Genomic DNA, 25,390 nt, shown 5'->3' with positions numbered 1-25,390 from the left:
TGCAAGCACTCGTAAAGGGGTGGGTCGGCGCAGCTTCCTACATTCGTGAAGCTAGACCATAGTCAACACCATGGCGGGATCGGACAGGATAGCGCCAAGGTCCGCCAGGAAGCGTGAGCCCTGTTCGCCATCCACCAAGCGATGATCAAAGGACAAGCTCAGAGACATCACCTGCCGTACGGCAATCTCATCATCCACCACCCACGGCGCCTTCCGCACAGCACCCAAGGCCACAATGGCAGCCTCGCCCGGATTCAGGATGGGCGTTCCGGCGTCGATCCCAAATACTCCGATGTTGGTGATGGAGATGGTGCCGCCCGAAAGATCTGACGGAGACGTCTTGCCGGCACGTGCGGTATCTGTGAGTCCCGACAACGCCGTAGCAAGTTCCCGTAGGGTCAAGCGATCGGCATCCTTGATGTTCGGTACCGTCAGGCCGCGTGGCGTAGCAGCCGCGATGCCAAGGTTGACGTAGTTGAACTGGATAATCTCCTGGCGTGCTTCATCCCAGCGCGAATTCAACGTTGGGTTGTTCCGTAGTGCTATCAGTACCGCCTTGGCCGCGATCGTGAGAGGGGTGAGCTTGTAGCCTTCGAACGCTTTGCTGGCCCGAAGCCGCGCCAGCAATTCCATGGTCGCTGTGACATCGATCGTCAGGAATTCCGTCACATGCGGCGCCGTGAATGCGCTCTGCACCATGGCGGCCGCAGTGAACTTCCGGACACCCTTGATCGGCAAGCGCGTTTCACGCTCGCCGGTCGCTGCGGGCTCCGCCGGTGCTGCGTTTGCGGCTTCCGCTTCACCCGTGAAGCTCTGGACGTCTTCCCGCGTGATGAGTCCCCCTGGGCCAGTTCCGCGAACCAACTGCAGGTCAATCCCCAGATCGCGCGCCAGCTTACGGACCGGCGGTGTGGAACGTGGACGCTCAGCCGTGGCCGCGTCAGGGTGAGGGGTTGACTCCCGCGCCACTTCCGCGGGGCGAGCCTGCGGCGTTTCGGCTTGGACGGCTTGGACGTGGGCGCGGACGCGGCGCGTCGGCCGACCGGTGTGCTCGACGACGGCGCCATACCCCACCAGGTTCGGCTCACGTTTGGCGGGACTTGCGGTCGCCCCGCTCGCCTCGACTGGTTGCGACCCGCCGTTCGATTCAGATCCGCTGTCCGATCCAGATCCCCCGTCTGATGCAGGTTCGCTAGTGGACTTCGGTTCGCCGGCAGCCTGATGTCCAGCGGCAGGTCCGTTGCCCCCGTTGGAGGCTCCGGGGTCGTCCACTTCAAAGGAAACGATCGGTTTGCCGACCTCCACCACGGAACCGGGCTGCTCGTGCAGGGCCGCTACGACGCCGGCGAAAGGCGACGGCAGCTCGACGACGGCCTTGGCCGTCTCCACCTCCGCAATGACCTGATTGAGGGTGACGGTGTCCCCCACTGCGACCTTCCAGCTCAGGATTTCCGACTCGGTCAGGCCTTCGCCAAGGTCCGGCAGCCTGAATTCCTTGATCATGGTGGTGGTCATCCTTCCAGTCCACTCAGGGAGTTGGGGCGGCCCAAGGTGCGGTCCACGCCATCCAGAATCCTGTCCAGATCCGGGAGATGGTGCATTTCAAGCTTCGAGTAGGGGTAGGGAACGTCGAAGCCGGTAATCCGGACGGGGGCGGACTCCAGGTAGTTGAAGCAGCGCTCAGTAATGCTGGCCGCAATCTCCGCTCCGAGGCCACCGGATTGTCCGGCCTCGTGCGTGATGACCAGACGGCCCGTCTTGCGCACGGATGCTTCCACCACCGGGTAGTCAACGGGAGCCAACGAGCGCAGGTCGATGACTTCCACGGAGACTCCTTCATCAGCCGCAGCCTGGGCCGCATCCTTGGCGGTTTTAACCAGAGGGCCGTAAGCCACCAGGGTGACGTCCGAACCGGCGTTGACCACAGCTGCCTTGTCCAATGGCATCGCTTTGGAGAGGTCCATGGACTCGTCGACGTCACCTTTGTCGTGGTAGCGGCGCTTGGGTTCGAAATAGAGAACAGGATCATCCGAGGCAATGGCCTGCTGGATCATGGTGTAGGCGTCCTGAGGGTTGGACACCGCCACTACCCGAAGTCCTGAGGTGTGAGTGAAGTATGCTTCCGGCGATTCCGAGTGGTGCTCCGGCGAGCCAATGCCTCCACCGAAAGGAACGCGGATGGTGATGGGCATCTTGACCCGCCCCTGGGTCCGGTAGTGCATCTTGGCCACCTGGCTGACGATCTGATCGAAAGCAGGATAGATGAAGCCGTCGAACTGGATCTCGCACACTGGTCGGTAGCCCCGGTAGGCCAGGCCAACAGCGGTTCCGATGATGCCGGACTCGGCCAGGGGCGTATCAATCACACGGTGCTTTCCAAAGTCCTTCTGGAGTCCGTCGGTGACACGGAAGACACCACCGAGGGAACCAATATCCTCACCCATGAGGATGACCTTGGGATCGTTTTCCAGTGACTTGCGAAGGCCGGCGTTGATAGCCCGGGCAAAAGTGAGCTGGGACATCAGAGTGCACCTTCCTCGACCGGCTGGTTGAAACTGTTCAGGTATCGCGAATACTGATCCTTCTGGCGTTCAATCCAGGAATTGGGTGTGCTGTAAACGTGGTTAAAGACGTCCAACGGCTGCGGATCAGGCATGTTAACGCAGCTGGTACGGAGTTCGGCTGCAACGGCGTCGGCTTTGGCTTTGGCTCTGCTCTCAAGGTCTTCGGTGAGCAGGCCCTTGGCGTCAAGGAGCCTCCGCAGACGGAGAATAGGATCCTTGGCAGCCCAGTCCTCCAGCTCATTCGGGTCCCGGTACCGCGTGGGATCATCGGCAGTAGTGTGCGGACCCATGCGGTAGGTGACCGCTTCGATAAACGTTGGCCCACCACCGCTGCGGGCGCGATCCAAAGCCCAACGGGTAGCGGCCATGACGGCGAGGACATCGTTGCCGTCAACGCGCAGGCTGGGGATGCCGAACCCTGTTGGCCTGTCGGCCAGTTGAACGTGGGACTGCACCCGCACGGGTTCGGAAATAGCCCAGTGGTTGTTCTGGCAGAAAAACACCACGGGCGCCTGGAAACTGGCGGCAAACACCATGGCCTCGCTCACGTCACCTTCACTCGTGGCGCCATCCCCGAAGTAGGCAAGTACTGCCGTGCTGGCGCCGTCCAGTTGGACGCCCATGGCGTAACCGGTGGCGTGGAGGCTCTGGGAACCAATGATGATTTGGGGCGTCGCCATGTTGATTCGCTTTGGATCCCAGGAGTACAGGGCATTTCCGCGCCAAACCTGGGCGATCTCCGAGACATGGGCTCCACGGATGTACGCGACGCCGCTCTCACGATAGCTGGGGAAAACAAAGTCGTCGTCGCGCAAGGAACGGCTTGAACCGATCTGGGCTGCTTCCTGTCCCAGCAGCGGCGGCCAGAGGGCCAGTTCTCCCTGCCGCTGGAGGGCTGTGGCTTCGGTATCGATCCGGCGGATGACTGTCATGTCCTCCAACAAGGAGCCCAATTGCTCATCGCCGATGTCCTTGATCCAGAGATCAAATTCCGGGTGGCTGATCCGTTCGCCGTCCGGCGACACTAACTGCAGGAGGTTGCCCCCCGTCCGCAAAGGATTATGTGCACTTTGTCCGGGGCGCGGAGCGTCATTTTGCACTCCCTTGCCCGCCTTATCCGTCAACACAGGTGATCGCAACCTTCCGGCTAGGTTTTGTCGGCCCTGCTGGACTTGTGATCCAAGCACAGACCGACCCCCTGGCTCCTTCGCCAGCGTTAATTGTGACCCTACTCACAAGACGCACGGGGTACAACTACCGATGAAAAACTTGAGCATTCTGCCATGTTGGCAGCGGCCAGGCCGTGCTAATCTTGCGCATTATGCAACCTTTGGATGGCACTGACACCCGGCTCCTTTCAGCGATGGCAAAGGATCCCAGAGGGACCGTTGTGGCCCTCGCCCAGAGACTTGGCCTGTCCCGCAATACCGTCCAGGCACGCATGGCCCAGCTTGAGAAGAAGCATGCTTTTCTCTCCTTTGAGCGGCGCATCAATCCGGTCGCCCTCGGCTACCCCCTCACGGCATTCATCACCGTGCATGTCCAGCAACAGAAACTCGCCTCCCTCGCGAAGGATCTTGCGGACATCCCGGAGATCCTGGAAGGTTTTGGCCTCACCGGATCAGCCGACTTGCTCTTGCGGGTGGTGGCGCTGGACGCCGAGGACCTTTACCGGATCAACGGCAAGATCCTTGCGTGCGACGGCGTTGACCGCACCGACACTGCCTTGGCGATGCGGGAAATGATTCCGTACCGGGTGCAACCCCTGCTGGGTCGGCGCTCTGAAGGCTAAACCCCCGGGCTTTCACCTGCCGTTTAGTACCTTTTGGCCCTTGCCTGTGGAACCGTGAATGCGATTTGATTCAGATGGACGCATCGGGGGCCGGCCAGCGGTTTCCGGCTACGTGGTGGCGCTGCCGCAGGCTGCCGAAAGGGGCACTACAGTGAGCAACCCGCAGGAACCGAATGGTCGCGACGGACAGCGCAGCGGAAATCAATACGGTGGAAGCGAATACGGCCAGAACCCACCACCCGTCCCGCCCGGCCCCGGGTACTCCCCACCGAACGGGACTCCACCGCAGTGGCAACAGCCGCCGTCGTCCCCGGGCTCCCAAGGTCAGTACGCCCCTGAACAGTCCCGACCGGACCAAAACCCGTACCCGCAAGGCCAGTACCCGCCCGGTCAGTACCCGCAGAGCCAGTACGCCCCCGGCCAGTACGGCCAGCAGTTTCCACCGCCGGCCAAGAGCAGGAAGGTGCTCTGGATTGTCCTGAGTATTGTGGCAGGAGTCATCGTCCTGGCCGTGGTGGGCATCCTGGTGCTGGTGAATGTCGTGGGCAGCGCGACGTCGAAGGCGAGATCGTTGGCTGACGAGTTCACCAAGCTGGTTGTTTCAGGGCAAACAGAGCAGGCTTATGACAACTATCTGCACCAGGCCTTGAAGGACGAACTGGATAAGCAGTCCTTCATCGACGGCATTGCCAGCCTGGAACTTGATGACTCATGCAAACCCAATTACAGCTCGGTGAGCGTGAACTCGAACAACGGCAATAATAAAGCGGACATCGCGGGAACCTTGCAGTGCAGTGGCAAGACCATCGATCTCAAGTACGTTTTCGAAGGGACCGACGATCTCAAAATGAGCAGCATCCGCCTCCGTCCATAACGGCGGAAAAATAATCCAGTTTCCACCCATCCGCATCCGCTCATGGTCCGAATCACTGTTTGAGAGCCCCGTCCGGGGTTCCACAGGACGGCCGGGGAAGTCCCTGCCATCACCGGAAGGTTCGGACCAATGCGTACTTCGCCCAATCGCTTGATCGCCACCATCTTCGGAGCCGTATACCTCTTGGTAGGCGTGCTCGGATTCTTCGTCACTTCGGGAATCGGGTTCTTCGCCACCGAAGGCGCCAACCTGATCATCTTCGCGGTTAACCCCCTGCACAACGTCATTCACTTGGCCATAGGTGCAGCCCTTCTTTACGCGGGCATGAACAGCGTCACGCTTTCCAAATCCGTTAACAGCGCGGTGGGCGGCGTCTATCTGCTGGTGGGTATCCTCGGCCTTTTCCTCGTGGGTACTTCGCTGAACATCATCGCCCTGAATGGGGCAGACAACGTCCTGCACCTGGCCAGCGCTGTTGTGCTTCTGGGTGTCGCCCTGTCACAGGACAAGGCCGTCGTCGTCTCGGCCCGCGCCTGATCGCGGAACCCCGCCCACGGAATCCCTGATCGCGGAACCATCGAGACCGAGGACAGCGCCATGGCAGTCAAATATCACCCCACACTGAACGCGGCCGCGTTGTTGTTCGTCTACTTTGCGGCCATGGCCGCCGGGATGGTGGAATTGTCCATTGCGGCTGGCTACCTGACAGAAGCTGCCGCGCTTGGCTTGGTGGTTGCTGGAACGGTTGCCCTGGCAGCTGGACTCGCTTTCCTGGCGTGGTCTTTATGGGGGCTCCACCGCAACACCTTTGTCTTCGGCCGGCTTGCCTTTCCCGCTCTGGCGGTTGCGGCGGCTGCCCACATTGCCGTCCTTACAGGCGGTTTGGCGGCTAGTGAACCGTCGCTTGATGTGAGCAACCTTGCCGCTTTGGGCCTATCGCTCATGGCACTTGGCGGAGGCGGTTGGCTGGGTCGGCAGCAAAAGACCAACGACGGCGGCGCCCACGGCCTGCCAAGGACCGGGCGGCTTCTGGCAGCCGCGTTCGGGGCCGCCGTCGTTGTTGCGTCAGTTGCCACGCCGGGACTGGCAGCATCCATGGCAGGCCAGCACGCCGTCCCCCATGGCGAACACGGCCAAGCCCCCTCCGAAGGCACACCTCCAGCACAGATTCCAAGCCACCACCACTAGTGGCAATCGCCCGAACCGGCGCACCATCAACATTGCCCACTGTTGATGGTGCGCCCGGTTCGTGGATCATGGAGCCATGGATCCCGTTGAGGCGCTCGAAGAAATCTCCTTTTGGTTGGAACGTGGCCAAGCCCCCACCTTCAAGGTCCAGGCCTTCAGGAAAGCGGCCGACGCCGTTCGGCAGCTTCCGCCCGACGAGTTGGCCAGGCTCGTCCGGAACGGAAGAGTCACGAGCCTGAAAGGTGTTGGGGACCGAAGCGGGGAAGTCATCACCCAGGCTCTGGAAGACAGGGTGCCCGATTATCTGGCCGACCTTCGTGAGCGTGGCGCGGAATCTTTGGCGTCCGGCGGCGACACCCTCAAGGCTGCGTTACGCGGCGATCTGCACAGCCACAGCAATTGGTCCGACGGCGGCTCACCGATTGAGACCATGGTGGCTGCCGCCAAAACCCTGGGCCGTGAATACCTTGCCCTCACTGACCACTCCCCCAACCTGACCATCGCCAACGGCCTTAGCGTTGAACGGCTGGAGAAACAGCTCGGTGTGGTGGAAGGGATCAATGCCAATCAGGACGGCTTCCGCCTGCTCAAAGGCATCGAAGTGGACATCCTGGAGGGCGGGACCCTGGACCAAACGCCGGAAATGCTGGACCGGCTGGACGTGGTGGTGGCCAGTGTCCACTCGAAGCTGCGCTCGGACAAGAAGACCATGACCAAGCGGATGCTTGGCGGAATCAGCGATCCCCACACGAACGTCTTAGGGCATTGCACGGGCCGTCTCGTTCAAGGATCGCGCGGCACCCGTCCTGAGTCCGAATTCGATGCCATGAAGGTCTTCACCGAATGTGCCGAGTGGGGCGTCGCCGTCGAAATCAATTCACGGCCGGAGCGGCAGGACCCTCCGGACGCGTTGATCAAGATGGCGCTGGACGCCGGCTGCCTCTTCAGCATTGACAGTGATGCCCATGCCCCTGGCCAACTCGATTTCCTTCAGTATGGCGCCGAACGTGCCGAGGCACTTGGGGTGCCCAAGGAACGGATTGTCACCACATGGCCTTTGGAACAGTTGACGGAATGGCTCAGCCTCAAGAGGTGATTAGTCCTGGCATGCCCGAGGGCTCCCCCGCCGTTTGGCAGAAGGAGCCCCCCGTGTTTGGCCTCGATTCTTGTTGACCTCAGTGATCCACTGCTTTCTCTGCACCGATACCTGTCAGTGAGCGGACTTCCATCTCCGCTTGCTTGGCCGGATCCTCACGGCGCTTATGCAGGACGGTCCCCAGCCAGCCCAGCAGGAATGCGAGGGGGATGGATACGATGCCCGGGTTGCTCAGCGGGAAGAACGCGAAGTTGGCTCCCTGGATCATGGACGTCTTTGCACCCGAGACCACGGGCGAGAACGCAATGAGCAGGATGGCCGAGGCCAGGCCGCCATACATGCTCCATACGGCACCCTGTGTGGTGAACTTCCGCCAGAACAACGAGTAGACGATTGTTGGCAGGTTGGCCGAAGCTGCCACTGCGAAGGCAAGAGCCACCAGGAAGGCGACGTTCTGGCCGTTGGCGAAGATTCCACCGAGGATGGCGAGAATACCGATGACCACTACGGTGCGCCGGGCCACCTTGACCTCTGTGGTGGCGTCGGCCTTGCCCTTAGAGATGACATTGGCGTAGATGTCATGGGCAAAGGACGCCGCAGCCGTGATGGTCAGTCCCGCTACCACTGCCAGGATGGTGGCGAAAGCGACGGCGGATATGAATCCGAGCAGCAGCGGCCCACCGAGGTGGAAGGCCAGCAGGGGTGCGGCAGAGTTGACGCCGCCGGGTGCGGACTTGATCGTGTCTGCTCCAACCAAAGCCGCTGCGCCGTAACCCAGTACCAGCGTGAACAGGTAGAACAGGCCGATCAGCCAGATCGACCAGACCACGGATTTGCGTGCTTCCTTGGCTGTGGGAACCGTGTAGAAACGCATCAAAACGTGTGGGAGGGCAGCTGTGCCGAGGACCAGCGCCAAGCCCAGGGACATGAAATCCAGCTTGGACGTCTCCGTCTTCCCGTACTGCAGGCCTGGGTTGAGAACGGCCGGGTTGTTGGCGGCCTCGGCCGCGGAACCGAGCAGATTGGAGAGATTGAAGCCGTAGATCGCCAGCACCCAGGCGGTCATGACTGCAGCTCCTGCGATCAGCAGGATGGCTTTGATGATCTGCACCCACGTGGTGCCCTTCATGCCGCCGATCAGGACGTACATAATCATCAAGGCGCCGACGACGATGATCACCAAAGCTTGTCCGCCCCAGTCGCTGATGCCCAAGAGGAGCGAAATCAAGCTACCGGCTCCCGCCATTTGCGCTAGCAGGTAAAAGAAGCAAACCGCAAGGGTGGAGAGGGCTGCCGCTATTCGGACGGGACGCTGGCGCAGTCTGAACGACAAGACATCGGCCATGGTGAACTTGCCGGTGTTGCGCAAGAGCTCGGCGACAAGGAGCAATGCCACCAACCATGCAACGAGGAAGCCGATGGAGTAGAGGAACCCGTCATATCCGTTGATAGCAATGGCGCCAGTGATACCGAGGAACGAGGCCGCCGAAAGGTAGTCGCCCGCGATCGCTGTACCGTTCTGTGAACCGGTGAAGGAACGGCCGGCCGCATAGTAGTCCGCCGCGGTCTTGTTGTTCCTGCTGGCCCGGAAGACGATCACCATGGTGACGGCCACGAAGAGCGCGAAAATACCCATGTTGAGGAGCGTCGTATCCTTCAATGCGGCGACGTTTACCGCGGGGACAAGGGTGCTGATGTGGTTCGTGGTCATTTGGCTGCCCTGCTGATCACATTGCCGTCCTTATCGAACTGGTGGCCCTCGATCTCGTTGCGGATATCGGCAGCGATGGGGTCCAGCTTCCGGTTGGAGTAGCTCACGTACCAAGCGGTGATGCCGAACGTGGTGACAAATTGGAGCAGTCCGAGGATCAGGCCGACGTTGATGTTGCCCCAAACTTTGATGGACATGAAGCCGACGGCGTAGTCGGCCAAGAGAACGTAGGCGAAATACCAAAGCAGGAACGCCACTGCCATTGGGAAGACAAAACTGCGGTGCCGCTTGCGCAGCGTCTTGAACCGTTCCGTTTGCTGGACTTCCTGGAAGTCCACGGACGCTGTTGCGTCCTGGGGTTGGGCCTCATTACCCATGGTTCCTCCTGATTGTGATGTGTCCACATCAGCTCCACACGCTTTGCCAATGTGACTGCAATCACTATCGAACGCGCCGTGCCAGTGGTTCCAGAGAACCAGCTGCCACCGTCGCCCAACGGTCAGGATGCTGCGCCGAACGGTGGGACGTGAGCGAGCATCAGGAAAAACCGCGCAGGATGTGAGCGAGCATCGGGAAAAAGCCGGTGGGATGTGAGCGAGCATCAGGAAAAACCGCGCAGGATGTGAGCGAGCATCCGGCTACTCTGGCTCTATGCCTGACTCCCCGCTCTTCACCGCAGCCGCGATCGCCGTGATCGTGCTGGCCGTCGCCGTCGTCGTGGGTGTTGGGTTGAAGGTGATTCGCTCCTTCCGGGACCTTGGTACGGATGCTGAACGCGCCACCTACAACACACTCCATGCAGCCTCGCGTGCAGGGCAGCACCTGCGTGGCGGACTGCAAGCCTCTGGCGCGGCCAAGGCGAGCAAGCAACTGCGAATGCTCCTCGGCTGTGATGCGTTGGCCATCACGGACACCGGTTCGGTCCTTGCATGGGATGGGGCTGCCGAGGAGCTGAGGCCCTCCCTCATGCGTCACGCCGCGGAGGTGCTGGCGACGGGCCGGACTGCCGTGGTGCCCCACGCAGGGCATTCGGCGCACGCAAAATCCGAGCACGGCCACCATGACTTCAGTGCCGTTATTGCCCCCATCCGTGCTGGTTCCAGGGTGGTCGGATCGGTGGCTGCCCTTGCGCCTGCGGCTGGCGCCGGACTGGTAAGGGCCACCAGCGAAGTGGCTGACTGGATTGCCGCCCAGCTTGAGCTGGCTGAATTGGAGGCGTCGCGGACTCTGCTCATGGAGGCAGAAGTCCGGGCTCTTCGTGCTCAAATCAGCCCCCACTTCATTTACAACTCCTTGAACGCCATCGCTTCTTTCATCAATACAGATCCAGCACGGGCCAGGGAGCTCGTGGTGGAATTCGCCGACTTCACCAGGTACTCCTTCCGCAGGCATGGCGACTTCACCACGGTGGCCGAGGAACTGCGCTGCATCGACCGCTACCTTCTTCTGGAACGGGCCCGGTTCGGCGAGCGCGTGCAGGTGAGCCTTCGGATCGCACCCGAAGTGCTGAGCACCGTCATACCGTTCCTTAGCCTGCAACCGCTGGTGGAGAACGCGGTCCGGCACGGCCTTGAGGCGAAGGAAGGCCCCGGACACATCACCATTTGCGCCAATGATTCCGGCGCGTTCGCCGAGGTCACCATCGAGGACGACGGTGTGGGGATGGAACCTGAGCACCTGCGGTCCGTGCTTGCCGGACATACGGACGGTGAGCACGTGGGCTTGCGCAACGTGGACGCCCGCTTGCGGCAGGTCTATGGGGACGAGCACGGCCTCGTTATCGAAACGGCCCCCGGTGAAGGAACATTGATCACCATGCGGGTGCCCAAATCCCAGCCAGGACATGACGCCTGACACACCGGGCTAATCTTTAATCATGATCAACGTGCTCGTCGCTGATGACGAACTGCCTGCCGTGGAGGAGCTCGCTTTCCTGCTGGGGCGGGATGCGCGCATCGGGACCATCCATCGCGCCTCGTCCGGGGCCGAGGCTTTACGGATCCTTGACCGGGAGTCCGTTGACGCCGTGTTCCTCGACATCCATATGCCGGCCCTATCTGGTTTGGACATCGCCCGCGCCATCGCGCGCAGCAGCAGCCCGCCCGCCGTCGTGTTCGTCACCGCTGACGAAGACTGCGCGTTGGAGGCCTTTGACCTCGCTGCCATCGACTATCTCCTCAAGCCGCTCCGTGCCGAGCGGCTGGCACGATCCGTGGACCGGATCAGCGAGCTGATCAAGGACGGCGCTCCTGCTCCCGAAATGATCACGGTGGACTTGGGAAGCACTACACGCATGATCCGTCGGGATGATGTCAGCTACGTGCAGGCGCAGGGCGATTACGCCAGGCTGCACACAGCCGAAGCCAGTTACCTGATCCGCGTCCCGCTCAGCGATCTGGAACAGAAGTGGGCCGAAGCCGGTTTTATCCGGATCCACCGCAGCTACCTGATTGCCTTGGACCATGTGGGGCATTTGAAGCTTTCTGCGACTGCCCCCAGCGTAAGAGTGGCTGGCGCGGAACTGCCCATTAGCCGGCGCCACCTGCCATCGGTGCGTGACAAGCTGCAATCCACCCGCATCCGGCCTCAAGGATGACGCGCGTTCGGGTCACGGCACCACACCAAGCAGCCATACCGACCCCCACCCGGTTCCCTTACGGTGGCGAAGTCGCCGAGGATTCGGACGCGGGACGCGTTTTCGTCCGTTCCCTCATCCGCTCGCAACTGCGGCTCGCATTGGTGGTGGCCTGCGGCTTCCTGCTCATTCTCGCTGCGTTCGCCCTGTTGCTGGTCTTCGGACCAGGGGTGGCCGAGACCCGGATCCTGGGCATTCCGCTCGACTGGCTGTTGCTGGGGCTGGGGATCTACCCCGTGATCGGCCTCAGCGCCTGGCTGTACAACCGCGCGGCCGCACGCAATGAAGCCCGATATCGGGACCTTGTGGAGGACAAGTGAACCCTGCTGTTGGTTTGGTCGCCTTTCTGGCAGTTTCGATCACGACGGCGGTCATCGGCTTCTATGGCCTGCGCATCTCACGCACTACTGGAGACTTCTACGTTGCCTCGCGCACAGTCCCGCCGTGGTGGAATGCCTCCGCGATTGGCGGCGAATACCTGTCCGCCGCGAGCTTCCTGGGCGTCGCGGGACTGATCCTGCTCTCCGGAACCGATGCCTTGTGGTTCCCTGTTGGTTACACCGCTGGTTACCTCATGCTGTTGCTTTTCGTTGCCGCTCCCCTGCGGCGCTCTGGCGCGTACACCATCCCGGACTTCACCGAGGCGCGCCTGGATTCCAAGATGGTTCGACGCGTCACAAGCCTGGTAGTGGTGGCCGTCGGCTGGCTGTACATCGTGCCCCAGCTTCATGGCGCTGCGCTCACCATCCGCATCACCACGGGACTGCCGTCTTGGGTAGGTTCGACGGCGGTGGTGCTGGTGGTGTGCCTCACGGTGGTGGCAGGTGGGATGCGGTCCATTACGTTCGTCCAGGCTTTCCAGTATTGGCTCAAGCTGACTGCGTTGGCCGTTCCCGTGATTTTCGTGCTCCTGGTGCTGGCTGGAAACGACACCCCGCACCAAGCCCAGCTCCCGGTCAATCCCACTGGCCAGCCAGCCGCCAGCGCCTACCAGAACATTTCGCTCCTGGTGGCACTGCTCTTCGGGACGTTGGGCCTGCCGCACGTCCTGGTACGGTTCTACACAAATCCAGATGGACAATCGGCACGCCGCACCACATTGATCGTCCTTGGACTGCTCTCTGTGTTCTACCTCTTCCCCACGCTGTCCGGCGCTCTGGGAAGAATCTTCGCCCCGGAGCTGGCACAATCAGGACAAGCCGACGCCCTGGTCCTGCTGTTGCCTGGCAAGCTCGTGGGAGGAACAGCCGGCGAACTCCTCTCAGCCCTCGTGGTTGCCGGCGCCTTCGCCGCGTTTCTGTCCACCACGTCCGGGCTGGTCGTTTCGCTCTCAGGCGTCATCAGCCAGGACCTCTTTGGGGGAAGCGTCCGGGGATTCCGCCTCGCGGCGCTGCTTGCCGCCGTCGTGCCTTTGGGTTTTGCTTTCATGACAGACACTCTGGCCTTGGCCGGGAGCGTTGGACTGGTCTTTGCCTTTACGGCCTCCACCATTTGTCCCGTGTTGCTGCTGGGAATCTGGTGGCGTGGGCTGACCGATGCCGGGGCAATTGCGGGGATGGTGACCGGTGCGCTGCTGTGTGGCGGGGCCATGGTGATGGGCACTGTCATGGGCCAGGGCAATGCTCCTGCCTGGTTGGCGCAACCGGCTGCATGGACGGTCCCCGCTGCTTTCGCAGTGACGGTGGCAGTCTCCGTCTGGACCAAGAACCGTGTGCCGGCTTCCGTGAACCGCGTCATGTCCCGCCTGCACGTTCCAGAACGGCCAGTGGCAACGGAACGCTGACAGAAGGCACTGAACCGGCGCCCTGTTGTATTGGCACCCTGTTGTCCGGGCATGGCGCAAGGTGGACAATGACGCCATGTCCGAGGAACCGGGTGCAGCCAGCCCCGAACCGCCCATGACCCTACCGGCGTTGTCGCCCAGCATCAGGGCCCAGCTGCTGGCCACCGAACACTGGAGCCTTCTTGCTTCAAGGAGCACTACACAAGGTGAGGTGCTCACGCGTATCAGCATGTTCCTGACGTTCACATCGGCCAGCCTGCTGAGTGTTGCCCTGGTGGGACAAGCTACGCAATTCTCCGAAGCCTTCAGGGCATTCGCGCTGACCATCCTCACCATTGACCTGATGGTGGGGCTGTTAACCCACATACGCGTCATCAGCGTCGGAATGGAGGATCTTATGTACGTCATCGCCATGAACCGGTTGCGGGCCGCGTACGTAGATCTGGATCCAGGCATGGCGAGGTACCTTATGGCTGGATCCCACGACGACCAAGAAGGTTCGAAACGTACGTACTACTTCTTCGGCGGCAGGAAGGACTTCAGCCAAGTGGCCGGCAGCAGCATGATATTCATGGCAACTGTAAACGCAGCACTGATCGCCTTGTTGGTTGGCTCGGCGCTGTTGGTGGCAGGACTGCCAGCCGCTGTCGCGGTGGGCGTTGCCGTCGTGGCAGCACTGGCTTTTTTCGTTACAGTGCTGGCTCGAGGGAGGCGCCGCTACCTCGATGTGTGGAAGAACAACCCACCCATCTCCCCAACACCACGTTAGTTTGGAGGCCTTCTGCGTTTGGAGGCCTTCTCAGTCGATGGCCGCCATCAGTTCAACCACACGGTCAAGGAATGCATCCACCTGGGCTTCGTCATAGCCTTCGTCGCCCTTGGCGGCGCGGAAGACGGCGCGGCGAACGGTGTCCACGCTGAGGGGCTGATCGTGTTCCAGGTAACCGATGAGTTCGGCGCAGAGTGCATCCACGTCCTGGACGTTGTAGCTGCGGACTTTCTTCTTGGCCGGGCGGCGGAATCGTTCGCCGTCGGGCCGGTGCAGCCGTCCACGAAGGATGCCGGAGAGTTTACCGATCTGCCGCAGCCAGGCTTCCTCGCCCTGCTGGCTGATGAGGTCATCGCGTTCCCGCCTTGCGAAAGCGTCTTCAAGCCGATCCAACGCGGCGTCGACGCTGTTGGCGTCGTAACCACCCTTGACCGGGTCAAAAGCTACATCGCGTACATCCGTACTGGCCACTTGATCGGCGGCACCCACAGGGTTCTCGAAAGAAGTCCTGGCACGGCTAAGGAACGCATCCACTTGCTTGGCGTTGTAGCCATACTTGCTGCGCTCAACGCGATCGAACGTTGCGGGAATCTGGCGACGAATATCCAAAGTCACTAATTTTCCTTCATCGGGGTGTCAGACGCCGCTCAGCAGCGCGAACAGAACATAGGCTACAGGGGCCGCGAAGACGATCGAGTCCAAACGGTCCATGACACCGCCGTGGCCGGGAAGGATGCTGCTCATGTCCTTCACGCCAAGTTCGCGCTTGACCATGGACTCGGCGAGGTCTCCCGCCGTCGAAGCAGCAACCATGCCGGTAGCCAGCACCAGGCCAACCCACCACGGTTTGTCCAACATGAGGACACACGCAAGAACACCAATGATCATGGCGCCTGCGACAGAACCGGCAAATCCTTCCCAGGACTTTTTGGGACTGATTTTCGGTGCCATCGGGTGCTTCCCAAAGGAGGCGCCCACGATGTAACCGAACGTGTCATTCGATACGACCAGGAGCAGCATGGTGGCGATCTGCCAGGCTCCACCTGGAATGCCGTCCGGCCACAAGCCGACCGGAGTCGCGCCGCCGCTGGCATGCAGCGGGAGCGCGGCGAAGCTGATCAGGAACGGTATCCAAGCGAGAGTGAAGACACCCGCGAAGACGCTGCGGGGGGCACCTGCGGCACTCTCAATGGAGCGCCACAGCAGCACTGCGACGCAGCTTGCCGTCATGGTGAACAACAAGCCTTCCAAACCGCCAAAGTAGGCGGAAACAGGCATCACCAGGGTTCCGATCATCACTGGGATGATCGGCATCCTGGTCCCCTGGGCCTCGAGGGCCCTGAAAACTTCCCAAACGCCCAGCACCGCAAACGATGTTGTGAGCAGGACGAATCCGAGCGGGAGGAACAGCAGTCCCCCAAGCACGGCGAAAAGCATGGCAAGCCCGACGCCGATGGCAGCCGGAAGATTACGGCCTGCCTTCGGCGTCGGGTTCCCTCGCAGACGCCTGACGCGTTTGCTCGTATCGCGTGTCGGGACCCGCCCAGCGGGTGCCGGCTCTGCCTGGTTCATTAGACCTCGAGCAGCTCGGCTTCCTTGCGCTTGAGCAGTTCGTCAATGCTGTCGACGTGCTGCTTGGTGATGGCGTCGAGTTCCTTCTCACCGCGTGAACCTTCGTCCTCGCCGGCGTCGCCGTCCTTGACGAATTTGTCGATAGCGTCCTTGGCCTTGCGGCGGATGCTGCGGATGGAGACCTTGGCGTCTTCACCCTTGCCCTTGACGATCTTGACGTATTCCTTGCGGCGCTCCTTGGTGAGCTCCGGGATGGTGACACGGATGATGTTGCCGTCGTTGGAGGGGTTGGCGCCAACCTCGGAGTCGCTCAAGGCTTTCTCGATGTCACGCAGTGCCGTTTTGTCGTACGGCGTGATGAGGATGGTCCGTGCGTCCGGAACTGCGAAGGATGCGAGCTGCTGCAGCGGAGTGGGTGTGCCGTAGTACTCCACGATCACCTTGTTGTAGAGCCCTGGGTTTGCCCGGCCCGTACGGATCGAGGCGAAATCTTCCTTGGCTACCTCAACCGCCTTGTCCATCTTCTCGCCGGCTTCGAGCAAGGTCTCTTCGATCACGGGTTTCTCCTCAGAAAATAGTCGCTGCCCAACTGCGGGCGGCAATGCACGTTACAGGAATGCACAGTAAAGATCCGCCACGAGGGGCGGACGGTCCTAGAAATATCCTAGCCGCTGCTAGGGAGTAACCAGGGTTCCCAGCGTTTCACCCAGGATGGCGCGGGTAACGTTGCCCTCGCCCTCCATGCCAAAGACCACCATGGAGAGGTTGTTGTCCTTGCACATGGTCATGGCTGTCTGGTCCATGACCCGAATGTCCCGGCGCAGGGCGTCGTCATAGCTGAGGACATCAAGCTTTTCGGCGGAGGAATCCTTCTTGGGATCTGCGGTGTAGACGCCATCCACACCGCTCTTGGCCATCAGTACGACGTCGGCGTGGACTTCGAGCGCACGCTGTGCAGCTACTGTGTCCGTGGAGAAGTACGGCAGACCGGCTCCTGCACCGAAGATGACCACGCGGCCCTTTTCCATGTGGCGGATGGCCCGGCGAGGAATGTACGCCTCTGCCACCTGGCCCATGGTGATGGCGCTCTGGACGCGGGTTTCGACACCCGCCTGCTCCAGGAAGTCCTGCAGCGCGAGGCAGTTCATGACCGTGCCAAGCATGCCCATGTAGTCCGCACGGGAACGGTCCATGCCGCTCTGGGATAGTTCGGCTCCGCGGAAGAAGTTTCCACCGCCAACCACAATGGCTACTTCGACGTCAGCGACGGCAGCAGCGATCTGCTTGGCGATAGCGCGGACGGTCTCAGGATCGACGCCGAGCTTGCCTCCGCCGATGACCTCGCCGGAAAGTTTCAGAAGTACACGGCGGCGGGTCTTCTCGGGCTGGATTGCAGTATTGACGGTTTCCATGGTGCCTTCCCGTTGGTGGACTCTGGCTAGATTATCGTGCTGTGCGTCCGCGCAGATACTACCCGGACGGGTGCATGAAAAAGGGGCGGCCACCGAAGTGACCACCCCTTTTCATGAATTACTAGTTTCCGACTCGGAAACGGGATACTGCGGTTGCCTTGACGCCGGCTTCTTCGAGGACCTGTGCAACGGTCTTCTTGGAATCCTTGGCGAATGCCTGGTCAACCAGGACCTCACCCTTGTAGAAGCCCGTCACACGGCCTTCAACAATCTTGGAGAGGGCAGCTTCCGGCTTGCCTTCAGCCTTGGCAGTCTCTTCAGCGATGCGGCGCTCGGACTCGACCAGTTCGGTCGGGACGTCTTCGCGGGTCAGGTAGTTCGGAGCCATGGCTGCAACGTGGACAGCGATGTCGTGTGCTGCGGTGGCAGCGGCTTCGCCTTCACCATCAACAGCGAACAGGACGCCGACCTGTGCAGGAAGGTCCTTGGAGGTCTTGTGCAGGTAGGCGTCAACCGTGGTGCCCTCAACGCGGGAAATACGGCGGACAACAACCTTTTCGCCGAGGACAGCGCCCTCTTCGATGACGATTTCGGACAGCGGCTTGCCGTCGACCTCGGTAGCGAGCAGGGTTTCGAGGTCGGCAGCGCCGGACTCGACTGCAACGTTGAGGACCTTGTCAGCCAGCTGGATGAACTTGTCAGCCTTGGCGACGAAGTCGGTCTCGCAGTTGACCTCGATCATTACGCCCACGCCGTCGGTAACCTTGGCAGCAACCAGGCCCTCAGCGGTGGAGCGGCCTTCGCGCTTGGTAGCGCCCTTGAGGCCCTTGATGCGGATGATTTCGATGGCCTTCTCGGCGTCACCGTTGGCTTCGTCAAGAGCCTTCTTGACGTCCATCATGCCGGCGCCGGTGCGCTCGCGCAGGGCCTTGATGTCAGCAGCAGTGTAGTTCGCCATGTGAACCCCTCTGTCTAGAAAGTTGTGTGATTACGGACTGACAGGACAGCAGCCCACCGTGTGAGCCGCCATCCTGTCAGATGCCCCCGATGCCGTCTCCGGTCTCAGGGAAGGTCCAAATTTACTTGGTTGCTTCGGCTTCGCCGGCTGCAGCTTCAGTAGCTTCGGCAGCGGGAGCTTCAGCAGCCTCGGCGGCCGGAGCTTCTTCAGTCTTGCTGCCTTCGAGGAGCTCGCGCTCCCACTCGGCCAGCGGCTCTTCCGGAGCCTCGGTGGTGCCGGTGGCGCGCTGGTTGCGGGCGATGAGGCCCTCAGCAACGGCGTCGGCAACAACGCGGGTAAGCAGGTTGACGGAGCGGATGGCGTCGTCGTTGCCCGGGATCGGGAAGTCAACTTCATCGGGATCGCAGTTGGTGTCCAGGATGGCAACAACCGGGATGTTCAGCTTCTTGGCTTCGTCGACAGCAAGGTGTTCCTTCTTGGTGTCAACAACCCACAGAACAGACGGGGCCTTGGTCAGGTTGCGGATACCACCGAGGTTGGACTCAAGCTTGGTGAGTTCGCGCTTGAGGAGCAGGAGCTCCTTCTTGGTGTAACCGGAGCCGGCGACGTCCTCGAAGTTGATCTCTTCGAGTTCCTTCATGCGCTGGATACGCTTGGCGACGGTCTGGAAGTTGGTGAGCATACCGCCCAACCAACGCTGGTTCACGTACGGCTGGCCAACGCGGGTAGCCTGCTCGGCAATTGCTTCCTGAGCCTGCTTCTTGGTGCCGACGAACAGGACGGTGCCGCCGTGGGCGACAGTAGCCTTGACGAACTCGTAGGCGCGGTCGATGTAGGACAGCGACTGCTGAAGGTCAATGATGTAGATGCCGTTGCGCTCCGTGAAGATGAAGCGCTTCATCTTCGGGTTCCAACGACGGGTCTGGTGTCCAAAGTGGACGCCGCTGTCAAGCAGCTGGCGCATGGTTACGACGGGCATGCCGACGCTCCTTCCGGCAGGTCATTCATGAGAGAGCCCGTGGGGCTGCTCTTACCCTGCCAATAGTTGACGGTTGTTTAGCCTTTGCCCGGACGGGCGCGGCTCCTGGCATCCATTGCACTTCTCATCCGATGTGGGGCCATAAGGCTCAACCGGACCGCAAGAGGCACAATCCTCCGCAGCCTAAAGCCAAGAGGCTTCGCTGGTGGAGGGCTGGATACGCGTAGTCAGCTCTGGACCCTCACATATCTGAATGAGACATGCTCCTGAATTAGCTTGAGGGCACAGCAAACTGCTCCACCAAGTGTACTACAGCGGCACCACTCGTTTGACCGCCCGAACGCGGATGTTGTCCACATACGGCAGCCCGGGGATGGCACGGCATCGCGGAAGCCGAAAGCCTTGGTACATGGCCATTTTGAAGCTCTCCATAACCACTTTTGTCCTCGCCGCCACCCTGGCCGGAATCCCGGGTGCAACGGCGCCGGCAGAGGAGCGGTGGGCTTGGCCACTCTCCCCCAAGCCCGCCATCCTTCGCGCGTTCGATCCGCCGGACAAGCCGTGGCTGAGCGGACACCGCGGCGTGGACCTGGGGCCAACGTTCGACGGCGCCCCGGTCACCTCGCCGTCCGATGGCGTGGTGACCTTTGCCGGCGTCGTGGTTGACCGTCCGGTCCTGACGATCGATCATGGCGAGGGCCTTCGCAGCAGCTTTGAGCCGGTGATCAGCGACCTAAAACCCGGAGATGCCGTGCAAAAGGGCCAGGTTATCGGCTCCCTGGCCCCCGGACACTGCAGCTCTAGTGCTTGCATACATTGGGGCGTCCGCCGCGGCGAGGATTACGTCAACCCTTTGGGATTCGTGGAGGATCTGAGGCCATCCATCCTGCTGCCGCTGGAATAGGGTGTGTCCCCTAATGCAGAGGCCCAAATGATGACAGCCGATGAGCGCTAGGTAGCGATTACCACCCGAAAAGAGAAGCAAGAAAACATACGGCCCCAGAAAGATCGGCCCACCCAAGCCCGCGGATGGGCCGATCTCAGATCGCAGCGTTGAGCATCAGTGGCGACAGGGAGCAAACGGGTCCGTTTCGCAGGACCATACGGGGTGCTTGCAGCGGACGCAGGTCCAAGTGGTGACCTCGTTGCCTTCCGTGCAAGTGTCAGTTCCCACGTTGCCGTTCTCGCAGCCACACCGCTCGCACGTCTTATTGATGACACTCGACATCGAACTTCTCCTCATCCTCAGAGCTCGCATGGATCACGTGCCAGTAGGTCCATCATCGCGCGATTTCTATGTTCGCGGAGTGGGCAAACAGCCGGAGGGATGAGTTTTGGCTCGTATTCGAGGTGGAATTCATTTCGCCGCTCGGGCGTGTCACGGGTCGAATGCTGGCCGTGCGAAGCGCAGCGCCCCTTCGAAGCGGCGACACGTTCACTGTCCCTTGCGTGCCGTTGCCTTTTGGGCCCAAGACATCAGGAGACACGTCCTAGGCGTGATTGAACGGCAGCCGAGTACCTACACGATGGCCGAAACTCCCGTGATGGCGCGTCCGGTCACCAGGGTGTTGATCTCGTGCGTGCCTTCGTAGGAGTAGATGGCCTCCGCGTCGGAGAAGATCTTTGCCATTTCGTAGTCCGTGACAATGCCATTGCCACCCAGGATCCCGCGGCCAAGGGCAACACTTTCCCGCATGCGGGCGGTAGTGAACGCCTTCGCCAACGCTGACTGCTCGTCCTTTGCAACCCCCGCATCCTCAAGCTGGGCCAACCGCACCATCATGCCCATTGATGCCACCGCATTGCCCAGGATCTGAACCAACTGGTTCTGCACCAACTGGAAGGCCGCTAGGGGCCTGCCAAATTGCTGGCGCTCCACCGCGTAGGCTCGGGCCACATCGAAGGCAGCGAGCTGAAGCCCCACGGCTTGCCAGGCGACGGCGAGCCGGGTCACCTTGAGGACTTTGTTGGTATCGCGGAAGCTGTTGCCGTTGGCCAGCTTGAAGAAGTCCGGCACCACCACGTTGTCCAGGATGATGTCGGCGTTCTGCACAGTACGCAGGGAGATCTTGTTCTCGATCTTGCTTGCCGAGTATCCGGGCAGTGAGGTGTCCACGAGGAATGCCTTGACGTGGTTGTCGGCCACATCCTTGGCGTAGATGACCACCCAATCGGAGAACGTGGCGTTGCCGATCCAGCGCTTGGCGCCGTTGAGGATCCAGTTGTCTCCATCGCGCTGCGCGGTGGTCCGGGTACCTCCTGCCACATCCGAACCGCCCAGGGGTTCGGTCAAACCGAAGGCGCCGATCTTCTTCAAGGAGTAGATGTCCGGAAGCCAGGCATCCTTCTGCTCCTGGGAAGCAAGGGTTTCGATGGAGCCGGTGAACAGACCATCATGGACACCCATGAACGTCGCAATGGAAGCGTCGGCGCGGGTCACTTCCGCATGGAGGATGCCGGCGAAGAGATTCGAATAGCCTTGCCGGCGCACAGGGCTGACGAGGTCGATTTCCGCCAACTTAGGGATGAGCTCCATCGGAAACTCAGCGCGGTTCCAGCAGTCCACGGCGATGGGCTTGACCTCGCGGGCCAGGAACTCCCGAACCTCGGCCAGGCGGTCCTGCTCCTTGCCCGTCAGCATCTGCTCGAAGGCGTAGAAGTCACCATCGGCATAAGGAAGGTTGTTGGCGTCGAATGCAGCGTTGGACATGTGCGCTCCTTCAAGGGTGGTCACCTGCGACCACGTCACGGCCCCGGAAGTTACCGGCGAGTAGTAAGTTACTGATGAGTAACATACCGTAGTTGCACCGTTCACCGCAACGAGACGGATGGAGTAATTGAGGCTCCCGGGATTTTCACAGCGCGATCTCCTACTCGGCGGATCAGCCGGCGCCACGCAAATTCCTTGGTGCCCACGAAACGGGCTGACGACGCCCGGATTTAGGCGTCATCAGCCCGCGGGCGAGGCGCTGAAGAATTCGGGCGTCGCCAGAGAACAGAAAGGAGCCGTGGCTGACGTATGAAACGCCAACCACGGCTCCCGTGTAAAGGTAGGGCTACTCGGACTTGAACCGAGGACCTTAGGATTATGAGTCCCGCGCTCTAACCAGCTGAGCTATAGCCCCGTGACGCCCCTCCGGCCGCTAGGAAGCAGCAGTTGGGGCAAATGCACTCTAGCAATACTAATAGCTACTTGAGAGTGCTTTTGTCACACCACCATGTCCTCGTAGGAAGCCCCGCGGTAGAGGTCCTCGAACGTCTGGAGTGTCCCGTTGATGCTGTGCGGCTCCACCATCTCGCGGCTTACCTTGCCCATGGCTTTCAGCTGGTCCTCGGGAAGCTCCACCAGCTTGGTGATCTTCGCTGCTAGCTCCGTGCTGTCGTTCGGTGTGAAGAGGTACCCGTTTTCGCCATCGCGGACCAGATGCGGGAGTGCCATGGCATTAGCCAACAACACCGGAGTGGAGGCAGACATTGCTTCGAGTGTCACCAACGATTGAAGTTCTGCGGTGCCTGGCATGCAGAAAATGTCGGCCTTGATGTAGGCCTCGCGAAGTTCTTCATCGCTTGCCAGTCCAAGGAACTTCACCCGCTCCCCCAAGCCAAGCTTGGCCACCTGTGCTTCCAAGGCCGGGCGGACTTCACCGCCGCCCACGATCTCGAGCTGGACGTTGAGTTCGCGCGGGGTCTTGGCAACGGCGTCGATCAGCACATTGACGTGTTTCTCTTCGGCAAGCCGTCCAACGAAAAGAACAGTTGGATTGGCATGGGGTTCGATCGTCTCGCCCGGCTGAAGCTCATAGGCGGCAGAGTCAATGCCGTTGGACAATGGCAGGACCTTACGAAGGAACGCGTGCTGGTGCATCGCCTTGGCCGCCAGAGGGGTGGGTGTTGTGACGACGTCAGCCTGCCCCATCACCTTGCCCATATCCTTCCAGGAGATGCGCCCCACGATGTCCTTGAACCACTGCGGGAAGGGCAGGAACGGGTTCAGGTTTTCAGGCATGAAGTGGTTAGTGGCGACAATCCTGATGCCGCGCCTTACGGCCTCGTAGAGTACGTGTTCCCCAATCATGTAGTGGCTTTGGATGTGCACCACGTCCGGTTGGACTTTGTCGAACAGGAGGCTGATTTCCTTCTTGATTTCCCACGGGAAGCAGATGCGGAAGTATTCGTGGGTGAATACTCCATGCGAGCGGAGGCGGTGCACGGTGGCCTCGTCACGGAACTCGGTGTAGCTCTTGCCAGTGTCCGGACGGCAAGCCAACACGTGCACGTTGTGTCCGCGCGCCGTCATTCCCTTGGCCAGGCGGTAGCCGAACTGAGCGGCACCGTTTACGTGCGGCGGGTAGGTGTCCGCAGCGATCAGGATGGTAAGGGGTTTGTTGGTGTCGGGAATGGTCACGTGGAGAACTCCTGATGGTCACGGTGCGGAACAGCGTTGAACGGGTCAATGCCGTGGTGTCGCCGGGTTGCCGGACCGCTGGAAAGCGGCGGCGCAAGTTAAAGCTTTGCCTAGGCCTTCCGGCTTGCAGCCGCCTTCGCGTCCTTCTTACGCTTGGTGACTTCCGGGTGGTGCCGGCTCAAGGCAATAACCCCCACGATAGCAAGGGAAGCTGCGACGGCCATGCTGATTGCCATCACAGCATGGACATCGGGACGAAGCTCACCAAGGATAACGATGCCGATGGCTATGCCCACCATGGGGTCCACCACGGTGAGTCCGGCTATGACCAAATCCGGAGGGCCGCTTGAATAGGCGCTCTGGACGAACCAGGAACCCAGGCCACCGGCGGCCGCGATGGCAATGAGCGTGTACCACTGGACATTGAGCAGGAACAGACCGTTGGGATCCAGCAGATGCTTGCCGATGATTCGGGTCAGGACGGCCACGAAGCCAAACAGTATGCCTGCTCCCAAGATGTAAATGAAGGCGCTCATACGGTGTTTAAACACCACGGCCAGGGTGCCGAAAAGGCCCACGGCCAGGGCCAGGAGCATCACGATTGTCAGTTCGTCTGCAGCGCTGACGTGGTGGTTTTCCTGCGTGACAAACACAGCCAGGAGTACGAACAAGGCGGACCCAGTGACGCAGGCCGTGATGGCCACGACGGTGGCGCGGTTGATGCTCAAGCCTTGATCCTTGGCGTTGACCACAGTGGTAATGACCAGTGCGATCGCACCAATCGGCTGCACCACCGTCAGGGGTGCCGATACAAGGGCGATCGCATTCATCACCATGCCCAGGCACAACAGCAAGAGCCCAAGCATCCATCGTGGATTGCGTAGAAGCCGCAGGAACCCGTTGGAACTCAGGGCCAGGCCGCCGGTATCGGCCTTGACCGCGCTTCCTTGGCGTTGGGCGCCAATGGCAAGGAAAAAGGCACCAAGTACGGCAAGGGAAACCGCCAGCCACACCATCAGCCGTGTCCGCCGTCGTTGGACCGCAGTTCTTTGCCTTTACGCAGGATGGCCCAGTAGTAGTTGTAGGCCGCGATCCAGTGGCCCAGCAGTCCGAGGCCGAGGAAAACCCAGGCGGCGGCGAAGTAGGCGTCCGTGTAGGGAATCGGCAATTTGGAAAGAACCAGCAACGGCGTGCCCACCAGCAGGAACCCGGTGCGGATCTTGCCGATGATGCTCACGGGAAGGTCCGGATGGCTGCGGAAGTAGATCAGGGAGGCAATGGCCAGAATGGCGTCCGGCACCACCAGTGCGGCCAGGTACCACCACTGCACGACGCCGGCAATCGCCAAAGTGACTGCTACGGCTATGAGCGCCGCCCTGTCCGCCAGGGGGTCCAGGATCCTGCCCAGCTTGGAGGTTTGGTCAAAGCGGCGGGCGATGTAGCCATCCACCCAGTCAGTGCTGCCCATGATGACCAGCACGAGCACAGCGAAGCCGTATTCCTTCTGCCACAGGACCAACCACACAAAGAGCGGGACGCCCATGAAGCGCAGAACTGTGAGCATGTTGGGAACAGTGAAGAGGAGGTCGTGGTCCACCTGGGGACGGTCCGGATGCGAACCAGCACCGATAAACCTCATGGTGTCCCCCTTC

Annotated in this window: 26 protein-coding genes and 1 tRNA gene; 11 read left to right on the top strand and 16 right to left on the bottom strand. The window is 61.1% G+C overall.

The window, feature by feature from the left end; all coding sequences use genetic code 11:
* Nucleotides 1-51 precede the first annotated feature (51 nt).
* From AB4Z15_RS09065 to pdhA, 3 genes are read right to left on the bottom strand one after another with little or no spacing between them, the layout of a single operon-like run.
* On the bottom strand, nucleotides 52-1,515 hold the full coding sequence (locus AB4Z15_RS09065; RefSeq protein ID WP_442017009.1) for a dihydrolipoamide acetyltransferase family protein: 1,464 nt from the start codon (nucleotides 1,513-1,515) through the stop codon (nucleotides 52-54).
* A complete protein-coding gene (locus tag AB4Z15_RS09060) occupies nucleotides 1,512-2,522 on the bottom strand; it encodes an alpha-ketoacid dehydrogenase subunit beta (protein ID WP_442006253.1) in 1,011 nt (336 codons plus the stop codon). Before AB4Z15_RS09060 ends, AB4Z15_RS09065 begins: the two co-directional genes overlap by 4 nt.
* Nucleotides 2,522-3,691, bottom strand: coding sequence for a pyruvate dehydrogenase (acetyl-transferring) E1 component subunit alpha (gene pdhA, locus AB4Z15_RS09055; protein ID WP_442006252.1), 1,170 nt, complete (start codon nucleotides 3,689-3,691; stop codon nucleotides 2,522-2,524). Before pdhA ends, AB4Z15_RS09060 begins: the two co-directional genes overlap by 1 nt.
* A gap of 194 nt (nucleotides 3,692-3,885) precedes the next feature.
* Between pdhA and AB4Z15_RS09050 the strand changes: the two genes are divergently transcribed.
* The 5 genes from AB4Z15_RS09050 to AB4Z15_RS09030 all read left to right on the top strand — a co-directional run bounded on the left by AB4Z15_RS09050 (nucleotide 3,886) and on the right by AB4Z15_RS09030 (nucleotide 7,514).
* Nucleotides 3,886-4,356 (top strand): Lrp/AsnC family transcriptional regulator, encoded by a 471-nt coding sequence (locus AB4Z15_RS09050; RefSeq protein WP_442006251.1) that lies wholly within the window; start codon nucleotides 3,886-3,888, stop codon nucleotides 4,354-4,356.
* A 58-nt stretch (nucleotides 4,357-4,414) separates the two neighbouring features.
* Entirely contained in the window at nucleotides 4,415-5,230 is an 816-nt protein-coding gene (locus AB4Z15_RS09045) for a hypothetical protein (RefSeq protein WP_442017008.1), read from the top strand.
* Between the two features lie 129 nt (nucleotides 5,231-5,359).
* Nucleotides 5,360-5,767 carry a DUF4383 domain-containing protein gene (locus tag AB4Z15_RS09040; RefSeq protein WP_442006249.1) on the top strand — a complete coding sequence of 136 codons (408 nt, stop codon included), beginning with the start codon at nucleotides 5,360-5,362 and terminating at the stop codon, nucleotides 5,765-5,767.
* A gap of 60 nt (nucleotides 5,768-5,827) precedes the next feature.
* Nucleotides 5,828-6,418 carry a hypothetical protein gene (locus AB4Z15_RS09035; RefSeq protein WP_442006248.1) on the top strand — a complete coding sequence of 197 codons (591 nt, stop codon included), beginning with the start codon at nucleotides 5,828-5,830 and terminating at the stop codon, nucleotides 6,416-6,418.
* Nucleotides 6,419-6,494: 76 nt separating this feature from the next.
* On the top strand, nucleotides 6,495-7,514 hold the full coding sequence (locus tag AB4Z15_RS09030) for a PHP domain-containing protein (RefSeq protein WP_442006247.1): 1,020 nt from the start codon (nucleotides 6,495-6,497) through the stop codon (nucleotides 7,512-7,514).
* Between the two features lie 79 nt (nucleotides 7,515-7,593).
* Here the strand turns inward: AB4Z15_RS09030 and AB4Z15_RS09025 are convergent, their stop codons facing one another.
* Nucleotides 7,594-9,225 (bottom strand): solute symporter family protein, encoded by a 1,632-nt coding sequence (locus AB4Z15_RS09025; protein ID WP_442017007.1) that lies wholly within the window; start codon nucleotides 9,223-9,225, stop codon nucleotides 7,594-7,596.
* On the bottom strand, nucleotides 9,222-9,602 hold the full coding sequence (locus AB4Z15_RS09020; RefSeq protein WP_442006245.1) for a DUF485 domain-containing protein: 381 nt from the start codon (nucleotides 9,600-9,602) through the stop codon (nucleotides 9,222-9,224). Before AB4Z15_RS09020 ends, AB4Z15_RS09025 begins: the two co-directional genes overlap by 4 nt.
* A gap of 274 nt (nucleotides 9,603-9,876) precedes the next feature.
* Between AB4Z15_RS09020 and AB4Z15_RS09015 the strand changes: the two genes are divergently transcribed.
* The 5 genes from AB4Z15_RS09015 (at nucleotide 9,877) to AB4Z15_RS08995 (ending at nucleotide 14,412) form a co-directional block, all read left to right on the top strand.
* On the top strand, nucleotides 9,877-11,079 hold the full coding sequence (locus AB4Z15_RS09015) for a sensor histidine kinase (protein ID WP_442017006.1): 1,203 nt from the start codon (nucleotides 9,877-9,879) through the stop codon (nucleotides 11,077-11,079).
* 22 nt (nucleotides 11,080-11,101) lie between these two features.
* Complete coding sequence (locus AB4Z15_RS09010; RefSeq protein ID WP_442017005.1) at nucleotides 11,102-11,821, top strand: LytR/AlgR family response regulator transcription factor; 720 nt, start codon at nucleotides 11,102-11,104, stop codon at nucleotides 11,819-11,821.
* Nucleotides 11,818-12,180 carry a hypothetical protein gene (locus AB4Z15_RS09005; RefSeq protein ID WP_442006242.1) on the top strand — a complete coding sequence of 121 codons (363 nt, stop codon included), beginning with the start codon at nucleotides 11,818-11,820 and terminating at the stop codon, nucleotides 12,178-12,180. Before AB4Z15_RS09010 ends, AB4Z15_RS09005 begins: the two co-directional genes overlap by 4 nt.
* Nucleotides 12,177-13,643, top strand: a complete 1,467-nt coding sequence (locus AB4Z15_RS09000) for a sodium/solute symporter (RefSeq protein ID WP_442006241.1) — start codon at nucleotides 12,177-12,179, stop codon at nucleotides 13,641-13,643. The genes AB4Z15_RS09005 and AB4Z15_RS09000 overlap by 4 nt, the downstream gene beginning before the upstream one ends.
* 76 nt (nucleotides 13,644-13,719) lie before the next feature.
* Entirely contained in the window at nucleotides 13,720-14,412 is a 693-nt protein-coding gene (locus AB4Z15_RS08995) for a hypothetical protein (protein ID WP_442006240.1), read from the top strand.
* A 30-nt stretch (nucleotides 14,413-14,442) separates the two neighbouring features.
* On the opposite strand, the gene AB4Z15_RS08990 is transcribed toward AB4Z15_RS08995, so the two are convergent.
* From AB4Z15_RS08990 to rpsB, 6 genes are all read right to left on the bottom strand, one after another.
* Nucleotides 14,443-15,027: a DivIVA domain-containing protein gene (locus AB4Z15_RS08990; protein ID WP_442006239.1), complete on the bottom strand. Its 585-nt coding sequence runs from the start codon at nucleotides 15,025-15,027 to the stop codon at nucleotides 14,443-14,445.
* Between the two features lie 21 nt (nucleotides 15,028-15,048).
* Nucleotides 15,049-15,984 (bottom strand): phosphatidate cytidylyltransferase, encoded by a 936-nt coding sequence (locus AB4Z15_RS08985; protein ID WP_431119376.1) that lies wholly within the window; start codon nucleotides 15,982-15,984, stop codon nucleotides 15,049-15,051.
* Nucleotides 15,984-16,541 (bottom strand): ribosome recycling factor, encoded by a 558-nt coding sequence (gene frr, locus AB4Z15_RS08980; RefSeq protein ID WP_216925335.1) that lies wholly within the window; start codon nucleotides 16,539-16,541, stop codon nucleotides 15,984-15,986. The genes AB4Z15_RS08985 and frr overlap by 1 nt, the downstream gene beginning before the upstream one ends.
* 117 nt (nucleotides 16,542-16,658) lie before the next feature.
* Nucleotides 16,659-17,396, bottom strand: a complete 738-nt coding sequence (pyrH, locus tag AB4Z15_RS08975) for a UMP kinase (RefSeq protein WP_224092194.1) — start codon at nucleotides 17,394-17,396, stop codon at nucleotides 16,659-16,661.
* Between the two features lie 121 nt (nucleotides 17,397-17,517).
* On the bottom strand, nucleotides 17,518-18,354 hold the full coding sequence (tsf, locus tag AB4Z15_RS08970) for a translation elongation factor Ts (RefSeq protein WP_442006238.1): 837 nt from the start codon (nucleotides 18,352-18,354) through the stop codon (nucleotides 17,518-17,520).
* Nucleotides 18,355-18,475: 121 nt separating this feature from the next.
* Nucleotides 18,476-19,333 carry a 30S ribosomal protein S2 gene (rpsB, locus tag AB4Z15_RS08965; protein WP_442006237.1) on the bottom strand — a complete coding sequence of 286 codons (858 nt, stop codon included), beginning with the start codon at nucleotides 19,331-19,333 and terminating at the stop codon, nucleotides 18,476-18,478.
* Nucleotides 19,334-19,742: 409 nt separating this feature from the next.
* On the opposite strand from rpsB, the gene AB4Z15_RS08960 reads away from it, so the two are divergent.
* Complete coding sequence (locus AB4Z15_RS08960; protein ID WP_442017004.1) at nucleotides 19,743-20,237, top strand: M23 family metallopeptidase; 495 nt, start codon at nucleotides 19,743-19,745, stop codon at nucleotides 20,235-20,237.
* A 615-nt stretch (nucleotides 20,238-20,852) separates the two neighbouring features.
* On the opposite strand, the gene AB4Z15_RS08955 is transcribed toward AB4Z15_RS08960, so the two are convergent.
* From AB4Z15_RS08955 to AB4Z15_RS08935, 5 genes are all read right to left on the bottom strand, one after another.
* Nucleotides 20,853-22,043 carry an acyl-CoA dehydrogenase family protein gene (locus AB4Z15_RS08955; protein ID WP_442006235.1) on the bottom strand — a complete coding sequence of 397 codons (1,191 nt, stop codon included), beginning with the start codon at nucleotides 22,041-22,043 and terminating at the stop codon, nucleotides 20,853-20,855.
* Nucleotides 22,044-22,384: 341 nt separating this feature from the next.
* A tRNA-Ile gene (locus AB4Z15_RS08950) sits at nucleotides 22,385-22,458 on the bottom strand.
* A gap of 83 nt (nucleotides 22,459-22,541) precedes the next feature.
* Complete coding sequence (locus tag AB4Z15_RS08945) at nucleotides 22,542-23,738, bottom strand: glycosyltransferase (protein WP_442017003.1); 1,197 nt, start codon at nucleotides 23,736-23,738, stop codon at nucleotides 22,542-22,544.
* A 110-nt stretch (nucleotides 23,739-23,848) separates the two neighbouring features.
* Nucleotides 23,849-24,754 carry a DMT family transporter gene (locus AB4Z15_RS08940; RefSeq protein ID WP_442006233.1) on the bottom strand — a complete coding sequence of 302 codons (906 nt, stop codon included), beginning with the start codon at nucleotides 24,752-24,754 and terminating at the stop codon, nucleotides 23,849-23,851.
* The gene (locus AB4Z15_RS08935; RefSeq protein WP_442006232.1) at nucleotides 24,754-25,377 is read right to left on the bottom strand and encodes a CDP-alcohol phosphatidyltransferase family protein; all 624 of its coding nucleotides are present in this window, start codon (nucleotides 25,375-25,377) and stop codon (nucleotides 24,754-24,756) included. Before AB4Z15_RS08935 ends, AB4Z15_RS08940 begins: the two co-directional genes overlap by 1 nt.
* Between the last annotated feature and the right edge of the window lie 13 nt (nucleotides 25,378-25,390).

Origin of the sequence: Paenarthrobacter sp. 2TAF44, assembly GCF_052114885.1 — a bacterium.
Classification (GTDB): Bacteria; Actinomycetota; Actinomycetes; order Actinomycetales; family Micrococcaceae; genus Arthrobacter.
Note: the sequence above shows the minus strand (reverse complement) of the source record. Positions and strands in the feature narration are given on the sequence as shown.

Excerpts from the sequence above, each read along its gene's own strand:
- AB4Z15_RS08940 (WP_442006233.1), bottom strand. The coding sequence starts at position 24,754 with ATGGTGTGGCTGGCGGTTTCCCTTGCCGTACTTGGTGCCTTTTTCCTT.
- AB4Z15_RS08960 (WP_442017004.1), top strand. The coding sequence starts at position 19,743 with ATGGCCATTTTGAAGCTCTCCATAACCACTTTTGTCCTCGCCGCCACC.
- AB4Z15_RS09020 (WP_442006245.1), bottom strand. The coding sequence starts at position 9,602 with ATGGGTAATGAGGCCCAACCCCAGGACGCAACAGCGTCCGTGGACTTC.
- AB4Z15_RS09035 (WP_442006248.1), top strand. The coding sequence starts at position 5,828 with ATGGCAGTCAAATATCACCCCACACTGAACGCGGCCGCGTTGTTGTTC.
- pyrH (WP_224092194.1), bottom strand. The coding sequence starts at position 17,396 with ATGGAAACCGTCAATACTGCAATCCAGCCCGAGAAGACCCGCCGCCGT.
- AB4Z15_RS09050 (WP_442006251.1), top strand. The coding sequence starts at position 3,886 with ATGCAACCTTTGGATGGCACTGACACCCGGCTCCTTTCAGCGATGGCA.
- AB4Z15_RS08935 (WP_442006232.1), bottom strand. The coding sequence starts at position 25,377 with ATGAGGTTTATCGGTGCTGGTTCGCATCCGGACCGTCCCCAGGTGGAC.
- AB4Z15_RS09040 (WP_442006249.1), top strand. The coding sequence starts at position 5,360 with ATGCGTACTTCGCCCAATCGCTTGATCGCCACCATCTTCGGAGCCGTA.
- AB4Z15_RS09060 (WP_442006253.1), bottom strand. The coding sequence starts at position 2,522 with ATGTCCCAGCTCACTTTTGCCCGGGCTATCAACGCCGGCCTTCGCAAG.
- AB4Z15_RS08995 (WP_442006240.1), top strand. The coding sequence starts at position 13,720 with ATGTCCGAGGAACCGGGTGCAGCCAGCCCCGAACCGCCCATGACCCTA.
- AB4Z15_RS09045 (WP_442017008.1), top strand. The coding sequence starts at position 4,415 with ATGCGATTTGATTCAGATGGACGCATCGGGGGCCGGCCAGCGGTTTCC.
- AB4Z15_RS08955 (WP_442006235.1), bottom strand. The coding sequence starts at position 22,043 with ATGTCCAACGCTGCATTCGACGCCAACAACCTTCCTTATGCCGATGGT.
- AB4Z15_RS09015 (WP_442017006.1), top strand. The coding sequence starts at position 9,877 with ATGCCTGACTCCCCGCTCTTCACCGCAGCCGCGATCGCCGTGATCGTG.
- AB4Z15_RS09025 (WP_442017007.1), bottom strand. The coding sequence starts at position 9,225 with ATGACCACGAACCACATCAGCACCCTTGTCCCCGCGGTAAACGTCGCC.
- AB4Z15_RS09010 (WP_442017005.1), top strand. The coding sequence starts at position 11,102 with ATGATCAACGTGCTCGTCGCTGATGACGAACTGCCTGCCGTGGAGGAG.
- AB4Z15_RS09065 (WP_442017009.1), bottom strand. The coding sequence starts at position 1,515 with ATGACCACCACCATGATCAAGGAATTCAGGCTGCCGGACCTTGGCGAA.
- rpsB (WP_442006237.1), bottom strand. The coding sequence starts at position 19,333 with ATGCCCGTCGTAACCATGCGCCAGCTGCTTGACAGCGGCGTCCACTTT.
- AB4Z15_RS09030 (WP_442006247.1), top strand. The coding sequence starts at position 6,495 with ATGGATCCCGTTGAGGCGCTCGAAGAAATCTCCTTTTGGTTGGAACGT.
- AB4Z15_RS08985 (WP_431119376.1), bottom strand. The coding sequence starts at position 15,984 with ATGAACCAGGCAGAGCCGGCACCCGCTGGGCGGGTCCCGACACGCGAT.
- AB4Z15_RS09005 (WP_442006242.1), top strand. The coding sequence starts at position 11,818 with ATGACGCGCGTTCGGGTCACGGCACCACACCAAGCAGCCATACCGACC.
- tsf (WP_442006238.1), bottom strand. The coding sequence starts at position 18,354 with ATGGCGAACTACACTGCTGCTGACATCAAGGCCCTGCGCGAGCGCACC.